The organism is Microbacterium sp. CCH5-D1, from assembly GCF_001557335.1.
GTDB lineage: Bacteria > Actinomycetota > Actinomycetes > Actinomycetales > Microbacteriaceae > Microbacterium > Microbacterium oxydans.
In genome coordinates, this window is the sequence record NZ_LSJW01000161.1 from 1 (window position 1) to 11,532 (window position 11,532).

At 70.4% G+C, this 11,532-nt stretch carries 7 protein-coding genes and 1 pseudogene; 3 read left to right on the forward strand and 5 right to left on the reverse strand.

The window, feature by feature from the left end; all coding sequences use genetic code 11:
- Nucleotides 1–1,619, reverse strand: a 1,619-nt coding sequence (locus tag AX744_RS21805; protein ID WP_061016599.1) for an ATP-dependent helicase, incomplete at its 3' end; no start/stop codon positions are given.
- Complete coding sequence (gene nudC, locus AX744_RS21810) at nt 1,616–2,497, reverse strand: NAD(+) diphosphatase (protein WP_061016601.1); 882 nt, start codon at nt 2,495–2,497, stop codon at nt 1,616–1,618. The genes AX744_RS21805 and nudC, both read right to left, overlap by 4 nt.
- A gap of 64 nt (nt 2,498–2,561) precedes the next feature.
- Between nudC and AX744_RS21815 the strand changes: the two genes are divergently transcribed.
- Nucleotides 2,562–3,938, forward strand: a complete 1,377-nt coding sequence (locus AX744_RS21815; protein ID WP_231728779.1) for a phosphotransferase — start codon at nt 2,562–2,564, stop codon at nt 3,936–3,938.
- Here AX744_RS21815 and AX744_RS21820 read toward each other — a convergent pair.
- Together AX744_RS21820 and AX744_RS21825 are read right to left on the reverse strand one after the other, a co-directional pair.
- The gene (locus AX744_RS21820; protein ID WP_082738478.1) at nt 3,884–7,408 is read right to left on the reverse strand and encodes an ATP-dependent DNA helicase; all 3,525 of its coding nucleotides are present in this window, start codon (nt 7,406–7,408) and stop codon (nt 3,884–3,886) included. The genes AX744_RS21815 and AX744_RS21820 overlap by 55 nt on opposite strands.
- Nucleotides 7,405–10,632 carry an ATP-dependent helicase gene (locus AX744_RS21825; protein WP_061016605.1) on the reverse strand — a complete coding sequence of 1,076 codons (3,228 nt, stop codon included), beginning with the start codon at nt 10,630–10,632 and terminating at the stop codon, nt 7,405–7,407. The genes AX744_RS21820 and AX744_RS21825 overlap by 4 nt, the downstream gene beginning before the upstream one ends.
- A gap of 172 nt (nt 10,633–10,804) precedes the next feature.
- On the opposite strand from AX744_RS21825, the gene AX744_RS21830 reads away from it, so the two are divergent.
- Entirely contained in the window at nt 10,805–11,029 is a 225-nt protein-coding gene (locus AX744_RS21830; RefSeq protein ID WP_045263100.1) for a DUF3107 domain-containing protein, read from the forward strand.
- A gap of 7 nt (nt 11,030–11,036) precedes the next feature.
- Entirely contained in the window at nt 11,037–11,324 is a 288-nt protein-coding gene (locus tag AX744_RS21835) for a hypothetical protein (protein WP_046749550.1), read from the forward strand.
- A 53-nt stretch (nt 11,325–11,377) separates the two neighbouring features.
- On the opposite strand, the pseudogene AX744_RS21840 reads toward AX744_RS21835, so the two are convergent.
- A pseudogene (locus tag AX744_RS21840) lies at nt 11,378–11,532 on the reverse strand (ferritin-like fold-containing protein); the annotation flags it as partial.

The window sequence follows — 11,532 nt, forward strand, 5'->3', positions numbered from 1 at the left end:
CGCTCTCCCCGACCCGCCGATCTCGACCATGACAGCGCCAGCGTCCGCGCGGCGCGCGTGACACCGACGTACGCCAGGCGGCGCTCCTCGTCGACGGCCTCGAACGTCGTCGCGTAGGAGATGGGCAGCGACCCCTCCGCCCACCCGGCCAGGTAGACGTGCGGCCACTCCAGGCCCTTGGCCGCGTGCAGAGTCGACAGGGTGACCGTGCGCATCGTCGGCTCGTGCTGATCCTTCGCCCGCGCCATCAGGGCGTCGCTGAAACTGCGCAGGTCCGAGTCGGGACCGGCTTCTTCCGCGAGCCGCAGAATCGCTCGCCGGGCCTCCCACCCGTCCCGTTGCGCTCCTCCGGCAGCGGGCGGCTGTTCCGTGAGTCCGAGCTCGCGGAGCACGCGCTCCACTCCGGCGAGGAAACCCTGCTCAGTCGGGGCGACGGCCGCAGCGCGAAGGGCGAGGATCGCCTGGCGGACCTCCGGCATCGAGAAGAACCTCGTCCCCCCGAGGACCGTGGTCGCGATGCCCTCGGCGGCGAGCGCCTGCTGCAGCACGGCGGACTGGGCATGAGCGCGATAGAGCACTGCGATCTCGTCGGGAGAGGTGCCGGCTTCGATACGGGCGGAGATGCCGGCGGCGATCCCCGCAGCCTCCTCGCCCTCGGTGTCGTACGCGGTGATCGTGGGCGCGTCCGCAGTGAACTGCTCGCGCGCGGGTACGAGTTCGAGCGCGCCGGGACGACCCCGCATCAGCGCATTCGCCGCGGTGAGGATCGGCGGCTGCGAGCGGTAGTTGGTCTCCAGTCGCACCACCGTGGCGTCGGGGTAACGGCGCTCGAACTCGAGGAGGAACCGCTGCTCGGCCCCGGCGAACGAGTAGATCGTCTGGCTGGCGTCACCCACGACGCAGATGTCGTGCCGGTCCCCGAGCCACAGCTCGAGCAGACGGTTCTGCAACGGAGACACGTCCTGGAACTCGTCGACCGTGAAGTGACGGTACTGCTCATGGACGGACGCGGCCACGCGCGGCTCGGCCTCGAGCATGCCGGCACAGGCCAGGAGCACGTCTTCGAAGTCGAGCTGACGGCGGTCGTCCTTGAGCGCCTCGTACCCGCGCATCAGCTCGACCAGCTGCGTCGCGTCGACCCCGGAGACCGGCCGACCCAGCGCGGCGTACTGGTCGATCGAGAGCATCGAGACCTTGCGCCACTCGATCTCCGAGGCGATGTCCCGCAGCGTCGCGGTGCTGGGCCGGAGGCGGATCGCATCGGCAGCCTGCCCGAGCATCCGCACCTTGTTGTCGATGATCGACGGCGCGGGCGAGCCGGCCAGAGTGGGCCAGAAGAAGTTCAGCTGCGCGAGTGCCGTCGCGTGGAAGGTGCGAGCGGCGACGCCCTCGACGCCGAGCGCGCGCAGCCGTCCGCGGAGCTCCCCCGCAGCCTTCGCCGTGAAGGTCACGGCCATCACACGCGACGGCGAGTAGGCCCCCGTGTCGACACCGTGGGCGATGCGGTGGGTGATCACCCTGGTCTTGCCTGTTCCGGCTCCCGCGAGCACGACGACGGGACCTCGCAGCACGGATGCCGCCGCCCGCTGCCGCTCATCGAGGGCATCGAGTGCGCTCACGCCTTGTCCTCGTACCAGTCGACGATCAGCGCCCGAGCGATCGATGCAGGTCCTGGAAGCCCGACCGGTCCGTCTCCGGCGAGCGCGGATCCGATCTCGGCACGTGTGAACCAGCGGACCTCGATGATCTCCTCGCCGTCGGCGCGCGCGGTCGTCTCGTCGTCGACGACGGCGCGGAAGCCGACCATGAGCGACCGCGGGAACGGCCAGGGCTGCGAGGAGACGTATCGGAGGGCGGACAGACGCACACCCGACTCCTCCTCGATCTCACGGTAGGCGGTGGATTCGAGGGACTCCCCCGCTTCCGTGAACCCCGCGAAACAGGAGAACATCCGCCCGCCCCAGTTCGCGTTGGCGCCCAGCAGCAGGCGCTGGCCGTCCCTGCTCTCGACGGCGACGATCACGGCGGGGTCGGTGCGGGGGAAGTGCTGCCGTCCGCAGACGAGACAGCGCCGGGACCAGCCCGCCTGTCGGAGCTCGGTCTCCCCTCCGCACGTGGGGCAGAACGCCGCGTCCTGAAGCCAGCCGGCAAGCGCGATCGCGCTGATGAGCAGCTCGGATTCCTGGCCGTCGATGCGACCACCCAGATCGCGCAGTCCCAGCCAGATCTCGTCCGGCGCCGTGTCGAGAGCATCGTTCTCCGGCGGGGCGGCCGCGAGGAGCAGCAGGGTGCCGTCGAGATCGCGCCCCAGAAGCGCCCAGCTCGCCTCCACGACGGCATCGGGTGCGACGCGCACGAGTGCGGAGTCGACGACTCTGACACGACCTTCACGGACCACGATGACGCGCGTCGCCGGGTCGTCGCGGAGACGGGCGAGCACATCCGGTTCTTCGCGGAGTTCGGCCGCACGGTCGAGGGACGGGCGCTGAATGGTCATCGACTCCCTCTTTCACGGGCGTGGCGGAGGCGGGACCGCCCCTGAGCCGACCTAACCTGGGGGCATGGGACGCTCTCCTTTCACTCTAGCCGCGGCAGTGACCGCCGCACTGCCCGGGGCGGAGGTCACGGGTGCCCGTGGTCTGAGCGCGGACGGCGAGGGCCGGTTCGACTCGGCCATCGCCACCCTGGCCGATGGCCGTGAGCTCGCGATCCGCGTCGCAGACGACGACGAGACGGCGCGCGAACTCGCCGCCGAGGCGATCGCGCTTCGTGCTCTCACCGACGGCGCTCGAGCGATGCTGCCGTTCCGGGTGCCGGCCTACATCGGGGAGACCCGACTCGGCGAGGGACGCGCGCTCGTCACCGAGCTGCTGCCCGGGTTCCAGATCGACGCGGCCCACGTGCCGGCGGGGCGCGGGGCTGCCCCGTCGATGGGGTCAGCGATCGCCGCGGTGCACAGCATGCCCACCTCGGTGGTCCGCGGGGCGGGACTGGCCACACGCACGGCCGAGGAAAGCCGCGCCGAGCTGGATCGCCTGATCGACACGGCCGCATCGACGGGGAGGGTTCCCGCGCGTCTCACCGTGCGATGGCGCGACGCCGTCGCCGACGACGACCTGTGGCGCTTCGAGTCCACCGTCGTGCTCGGCGGCTTGCAGTCGACGTCCTTCCTGTTCGAGGACGACCCCGAACGCGGCCCCGAAGTCATCGGGCTCCTGGGCTGGCATGGACTGTCGATCGGTGATCCTGCGGTCGATCTGTCGTGGCTCTCCGCGGCACCCGAGGCGTCCGACGATGTCCACGCCGCGTACTCCGGCGCACTCGACCGCGCACCGGACGCCGGCCTCGAAGTGCGTGCTCGTCTGCTCGCCGAGCTCGAGTTCGCACGGTGGCTCGTGCACGGCGACGCCATGCATCGACCGGATATCGTCGACGACGCGGCCGCGCTGCTCGAGGCTCTCGCCGAGGGTCTGCGTACCGATGACCTGAGCGTGATCGATGCCCGCAGCGCCGGAGTCGACTCTGCCATGGACGCACTCGACCGCGTGCCCCGAGACGCCGTGACCGAGGTCGACACGTCGATGCAGACCGACGCCTACAACCCCGAGGAGCTGTGGATCGACGTTCCGGCCGAATCGGAGGAGGGCGCGACCGACGCGACGTCCACCGATGTCGTCGAACCGCTTCGCAGCGGTGCCGACGGCCAAGGACAGGAGCGGGACGACAGCTCCCACCGCGCCGGGATGCTCGATCTCGAGACCGAGGACCTCTCCGGGGCTCGGAGCATCTTCGCCGGCAGCCACAGCACCGATGCCGCGGACAGGCACGGCGCTTCCGTGTCGCACGCGGAGACCGCGTACGACGAGGACGACTCCGAGGAGGCTCAGCGCGCCGCGCGAGCGGCACTCCAGCGCTGGAAGAGCTCCTCCTCCGAGTAGATCCGATCGCCGCGGATGATCAGGTCGTCGGCCACGTAGTACAGCGCGACATCGATCTCCTCCAGCGGTACGTCGAATCTGCGGTGGTACGCGAGACGGTAGAGCGCGAGCTGCAGCATGCGCTCCTCCCGCTCGGCGGCGGTGCGCGGGGCCTTGCCGGTCTTCCAGTCGACGATCTCGACGCGGCCGCCGCGGTCGGCGCGCCGGTACACGGCATCGAGCTTGCAGATGACGATGTGACCGCCCGCAGCCTCGTCCGAGGAGAGGCCTGCACCGAGCACGAAGTCGATCTCGATCTCGACGGCGATGGGCTGCAACGCTCCCCACTCGCTGCGCTCGAACGTCGCCTGCAGCACGGCGAGGTCGGCGGCGTCGGCGGTCGTTCCGCGCCCCTCCCCCGACGCCCTCGTCAGGTGCTCGGCCTCGATCGGCGCCTCCTCCTCATCGAGCTCCCAGAGCGCCTCATCCACACGGCTGCCGACGCCCACGAGCTCGGACCGCTGCTCCACCCAGGCGTGGAACAGCGTGCCGAGGCGGGTCTGCCGGTAGGGCCGCTCCGGCATCGGCCTGACGATCGACGAGAGGGTTCCGGAGAAGTCGGTGACGTAGTCCTTGAACCTCGAGGCCGGCACGCGCGTCGGCGCTTCCGCATCGGCACCGCGCTGTCTGGCCGCACGCTCGGCGAGCAGACGAGCGAGCTCGATCGAGGGTTCTGCCGTTCCCCGGAGCGTGGCCTCTTCGACAGCCGCTGCCGCCGCGGACACGACACCCCGCCGAGCGCCCAGCGGGTCGAGGGGCCAGCGGAGCGTGGAACCGGGGCCCTCGTACGGATTGTCGTCCGGATCGACCTGATCGATTTCCTCGAACCCCTGCGCCTCGATGGCTTCGAGCAGATAGGGACTCGGCGTGCGCGGGGACTTCTGCCCCGCCCAGTGGGAGCCGCTCAAGAGCAGATCGGTCCGCGCACGGGTGACCGCGACATACGCCAGACGTCGCTCTTCCTGCTGCTGATACGCCCGGTACGCGTCTTTGAAGCGCTTGATCGCGCCCCCCTGCGGATTCGCCTTGGTCGCGCCGCCGGAGAGCGATGCCTGCGCGAGCTTCTGACGCTTGACGGGGTCGGTCTCGTCGCCCATCGCCCCGACGGGGTCCCACTCGAAGCGGGGTAGCGCATCTCGGTCGCCGCGCAGAGCGAAGGGAACGACGCCGAACCCGAACCACCCTGAGGTGTCGGAGACACGGCTCGGAAGCTCGTCGACCACGAGTCGGACGACGGCGACGGCATCCCACTCCAGGCCCTTCGAGCCGTGGATCGTCAGCAGCTGCACGACGCCGGGTTCCGGCGGCTCCGGCCGAGGCATGAGCTCGTCCGTGCTCTCCGCCTTGTCGAGCCAGGCCAGCAGACTGCCGATGCTCCCCCGGTCGTCGGCGGCGAGGAAGGCCCTGACCTCGTCGGAGAACGCGCGCAGCTGCGTCGCGGCGATCCGGGCAGGCCCTCTGGTCTCGTTCGCCGCCAACTCGATGTCCAGCCGTAGTTCGAGCTCGATCAGGCGGATCAGCTCCGGGATCGGCTGCGAGGACGCTCGTCGCAGACGCTCCAGCATCTCGCCCGCGGCGCGCACGCGTGCCCGCCCGTCCGGGGTGATCGCTTCGAGCAGTCTGTAGTCGTCGCGCACGGCCCTGACCACGTCGACGGCGTCGATGATCGACACCGCCTCGTCGGCGCCCCGCGACCCGCGCAGCCGCGAACGGATCTCCTCAGGCAGTGGAGCCATCGCGGGGTCACGCTCCGAGAGCGTGCGCCCGAGGTCGTAGAGCGCCGCCATGTCGGCCACCCCCACGCCGAATCGCGGCCCGGTGAGCAGTCGGATGAGCGCCGATCCCGCCGTGGGGTCGTGCACCACGCGGAGCGTCGAGACGACGTCGACGACCTCCGGCGTCGCCAGCAGTCCGCCGAGACCGAGGATCCGATGCGGGATCCCCCGGGCTGCAAGCGCAGCCGCGAACGTCTGCATGTGCCGCTTCGAGCGGAACAGGATCGCGCCGGTGTGCGGCTTCGTCGCGTGTGCCGCTGCCGTGTCGCGAGCATCGTGTGCCGCTCGACGCTCGGAGAACCACTCCGCCACGGCTGCTGCCTCCTCGTCGACCGTGAAGGGGTACTCCACGGTCACGGTGCCCTCTCCCGCCCCAGGACGGGGTTCGAGCGGGGGCACGTCGAGCCCGGGCCGCTGGAGCGGCTCGAGCACCCGGTTCGCGATCCCGAGGATACGGCGGTCGTTGCGCCAGCTGGTCATGAGGCTGTAGGTATGCGCCGCGCCCGTGCTCGAGAACGTGCCGGAGAACGCGTAGAGATTGTCGGCGCTCGCCCCTCGCCAGCCGTAGATCGACTGGTGCGGGTCGCCCACGGCCATCACCGCCGAGTCACGGAAGAGCTCCGCGAGGAAGCGGGTCTGGATGACCGACGTGTCCTGATACTCGTCGAGCAGCACCACGCGATGCTGCTCGCGGAGCTCGGCGCGCACATCGGGCGCCGACTCGACGATGTCGTACGCGCCGCCGACCTGATCGGCGAAGTCGAGCACGCCGCGACGATGCTTCTCCGCGATGTAGTCGCGCACCAGGCTCGACAGCGTCGGAAGACTGAGCAGGTTCACGGCCGCCTTCTCGACATCGCCGTTGCTCCGGTAGGGCTCGAAGGCGAGGGCCTGCTCCCGGGCGATGCGCTCGGCGAGATCCAGGTCCACACGGTGGTCGAGGGCGTCTCCGGCGAGCCGCTGCACCGCATCGATGACCGTGCCGAGCGCGAAGTCGATGTTCTCCAGCTCAGGGAGATCGCTACGCAGCACGACCTCGCGCGCGAGCATCCAGGAGGCCGCCTGGCTGAGCATCGCCACGTCGGGGTCTCGCCCGATGCGTGCAGCGTGCTCGCGGACGATGCCGTCCGCGAAGGCGTTGTAGGTCGAGACCCGAGGCCGGATCATCAGGTCCTCCGCCGCCCGAGGGATCACCGGGTCCCACCCGGTCCCGCGCTGGTCGGCGAGCTCGTCGAGCACGTGTGCACGGACCACCTCGCGCTGGCGGCCGGGCGCCGCCTCCTCCACCCTGCGCAGTGATCCGTCCGCCACGATCGCCGGGAGATGGGGCAGGAGTCCACGACGACCGTACTCGTCGATGACCGCGAGCCGATGGCCGATCCGCTCCGCGAGCTCACCCGCAGCCTTGCGCGTGAAGGTGAGGCCGAGGATCTCGTCGCGGCGCACGTGCCCGTTGGCGACGAGCCACACGACGCGCCCCGACATCGTCTCGGTCTTCCCGCTGCCGGCACCCGCGACCACGAGCGCAGGTTCCGGGGGCGCCTCGATCACACGTTGTTGGGCGGGGGTCGGCGAAGGCTGGCCCAGCGCGGCGGCGATGTCGGTAGCGGAGATCGAGGCGCCGGCGCTCCACCATGCGCCGTTCTCCCCCGTCACGAGCTCACCGCCGGCACCGTGTGAATACGGCAGGGATGCACCCGACGCTGGGTGTCGGCACAGTGCGATTCGACCTGCGCTGTGAAGCTCGAAGCCGACATGCCACGCGCCGCATCCGATACGCGCATCAGGAAGGCCGAGCGCGACTCGTCGTCGAGCGTGTGCTGATGGGCGATGCGGTAGTCGCTCTTCGCGAGGGTCTTCGAGACGATCACGAGCCGCGCTCCGGCGAGTGAAGCCGGCGGCGCCCCCTCGACGAGTCCCTGCTGCACCGCGATCTGATAGGCGGCCAGCTGCGCATGCTCGAGCACGCCGGAGTCGGATTCCGGATCGTTCTTGCCCGTCTTCAGATCGACGACGACCGTCGGGCCCTCCGGACCGCCCGACATGGGCTGCCATCCGCGGCCTCGCGCCGCCGCATGCTCACCCGCGCCGGCGGGGTAGGCCTCCACCCGGTCGATGTAGCCGTGGATGATCGCCTGATTCGCCCTGCTCTCCCCCACCGCATGCACGGTCGGCACGACATCCTCGTCCTCGCCGCTCGCCCCCGCCACGTCGACGGCGAAGCGGAACTCGACCTCGCTGCCGATCACCCTTCCGCCTTCCCGACGGACGTCGCCCAGGTAGGCGTGCAGCCTGTCGACGAGCAGATCGGCACGGCGTCGCTCCTTGCGTCCGATCCATTCGGTCTCGAAGTCGAGCTCCGGCCACTGCTCGGCCACGATCGCCCGCATCTGCTCCAGGTCTCCGTCGGGAACCCGCTCCATCGCCTCGTGCACGATCGTGCCTATGCCCGCCGTCGGCGGCATCACGGTGTCGCCGCCGAGTGCCGAGACGACCCAGTTGAGACCGCACTCCTCGTAGGACTCCATCTTCGAGGGCGAGACCCGCGCACCCGTGACCGCGAGGTCGCGCAGCGGCGCATCGGTGGAGACGGGCGTCACTCCGTACCATTCGGCGGGGTCCGCACCCGGGACCCCCTCGCGGGCGAGGACGGCGAGCTGCGCAGCGGCGACTCGCCGCACGGGTTCGGCGGATGTCGTGGTGAGGGCGCGTCGGTGCCGTGCGACCAGGCCTCGCAGGGTGAGCGGATGCTCCGCCGAGGCATGCCGCTCAGGCGGCTCGGGAGCGGGCAGGAAGCCGAAGAACGGACTGGGAGTCAGATCGTCGTCGTCCACCGCAGTGATCAGGAGCCGATCGCGCGCACGTGACACGGCACGGACGAACAGACGCAACTCGTCGTGGAGCGCAGCCCGTCGCCGGTCGAGGACGCCCGGCGGCTCGATCGCCATCCCCGTGCGGACGGCCTGGATCGCGTCGGGCAGACGCCACGTCTGCAGCAGTCCACCGCGAAGGCGCACATTCGGCCAGATGCCGTCCTGCACGCCGGCGACGACGACCGCATCGAACTCGGTGCCGAGCGCCGTCGCAGGGGTCAGCAGCGTGACCTTTCCCGGCCGATCGGGAGTCGACAGCGAGTCCTCGGGAACTTCGCTGTCGAGGATGTCCCGTACGAACACCTCCGGCCTCTCGTTGGGGGTGCGTTCGACGAAGCGCTTGGCCGCGTCGAACAGCGACACGAGCGCGTCGAGCGAACGCGCGGTCTCCGCCCCCGTCGGCAGCAGCGAGATCTCGCGCCAGGCGACCTGAAGTCGACGCCCGTCGACGGCTCGGGCCTGGTCCCACACCCGCCAGAGCAGGTCGTGGATCGTCTCGCCGGCATCCGCACCGCTGGCGAGAGCCTGGATGGTCTCGGCGAACCTCTCCGCAGTGCGCGACTCCGGAGCGTCGATGAGAGTGAGGTGGGCAGGATTCGCCATCGCCTGCCGCAGCATCTCCCGCGCGGGGGTGGAGCCGCCCTGCTCGAGCTCGACGTGTCGGAGCCGGGCGCGCAGGCGCCGCAGCCCGATGGCGTCCATCCCCCCGAACGGGGTGCGCAGCGCCTCCTCGAGCGCGGTCGAGGTGCGCTCTTCGACGGGCGTGAGAGCCAGACGAACGATGCCGACGATGTCGCGCACGATCCCCTCGCTGCCGAGCGGGCGCTGCACACCGGCTGCGCGCGTCGGGATCTCCCTGGCGGCGAGCTCGGTCTCGAGCGTGGTCACCTGCCGGGTGTCGTGGGCGATGACCGCCATCCGATCCCACCGGATCCCTTCGGAGAGGTGCCATTCGCGCATGACACCGGCGATGCGATCGAGCTCTTCGTAGGGAGACGGGGCGATGAACGTGGAGACTCCGGCGTCGACGTCATCGGCCGTCGCCGGCACAGGCGCCCGCCGATGCTCGACCCGCCCCGACACGCCGATCGCCTGCGTCACAGTGCGGGTGAGCGCCGTGAGCGCCGGACGTTGACGATGGGGGCCATCGAGCACGTGCACATCCCCCAGCACCCCGGCGAGCTGCGCGAACAGCTCGGGGCTGGCTCCGCGGAAGGAGCCGGAAGAGATATCCGGATCGCCGAACGCCAGCACGGCGATCCCCCGACTCCGCAGGGCCTTCACGACCGATATGCCGCCGCGGGTGAGCTCCTGAGCGTCGTCGATGAGCACCACGCGCAGCGGTGCCAACGGGCCGAGAGTCGCCGGATCGGCCGTGTGCAGGATGGCGCTCGCCTCGCTGAGCAGGTCGGCGGCATCGCGATGTGCGGATCTGAGGGCGTCGAGCACGGCTCGGTACTCCACGAGGAACTCCGCCGTCGCCGCCCACACGGCGTTGCCCGATGCACGAAGCTCCGCAGCGTCCACCCCGAGCTCGGTGCACTCGGCGAGGAAAGCGCGCAGCTCGGAGCGGAATCCCTTCGACGCCCGAACCGACGCGCTCAGGCTCTCCGGCCACGGGATGCGCATGTCCTCCGCGTCACCGGCGAGGAGCTCGGCGATGATGCGGTCCTGATCCGCGCCCGTCAACAGCGCCGGCGGCTCGGACCCCTCCTTCACCATCGCCCCCCGCACGAGCTGGAAGGCGAACGAGCCGAGCGATCTCGCGAGCGGACCCGGCGTGGCCTGCCCGATCCTGACTCCGATCCGGTCGCGCAGCGCCGTCGCCGCCTGACGGTTCGGGGTGAGGGCGAGCACCTCTTCGGGGCGCAGGGCGTCTGCATCGAGAAGGTGGACGACGCGGTCGATGAGGGTGCGGGTCTTCCCCGTTCCCGGTGCGCCGATGATGACACCGGACGCGTGCGACTCCGCGGCGATCACAGCACGCTGAGCGGAATCCGGTGTCATGACATCAACGCTATCCGGACGCGCAGACATCACCGTCCCCACCCGCCTGAGGCCGCCCGCAGCCATGGTGCCTTCCCCCTGTGCGCTCACGGCGAAACAGGCCGCGACGGCCGATCCCGGCCTGTACTCCCGGGGTAGAGTTGGCGCAGTCCCCGAACTTCAAGGAGCACGCGTGGAAATCCGCATCGGCATCATCAACACCGGCCGTGAACTGAGCTTCGACACCGGCGCAAGCGCCGAAGAGGTGCGCACCCAGGTCGCCACCGCCCTCGAGCAGAGCGCGTCGCACGTGAGCTTCGCCGACGTGAAGGGCAACTCCTACATCGTCCCGACCGCGAACCTCGCGTACATCGAGCTGGGCACCGAGGAATCCCGCCGCGTCGGCTTCGTCGCCTAACCCGACGATGTACATCCTCCTCGCACTCATCGGCGCGTGCGCTCTCGGGATCGCCGCACATTTCCTGATCGGCGGTCGTGAGCTGCGCGGTGTCGCTCTGACCCCCGCCATCGCGACCGCGGTGGCTGCGGTCCTGTACACCGCCCTGCAGTGGGCGGGCGTGGGCGAGGACAGCATCTGGCTGTGGCTCGCGAGCGTCCTCGGAGCCCCCATCGTCGCCGCACTGGCGACCGTGGCGATCACCGGGATGCGCAAGCGCGCCGACGCCCAGAAGCGAGTCGCGCTGGGAATCTGACCGCCGTCGGAATCTGACCGCCTCGAACCGACCGCGCGTGTGGCGATGTCGGGTCAGGACGCGAGTCCCATGGCGTCCATGCGCCGTGCGTGAGCGCCCATGAGCTCGGTGTACACCGGCTCGATCCGCTCCTCGTCGACGTCGAGACGCTCCGGCCGTAGCGCCGAGCGACAGACGAGGATGGTGTCGCCGACGAGACGGCGGGCCC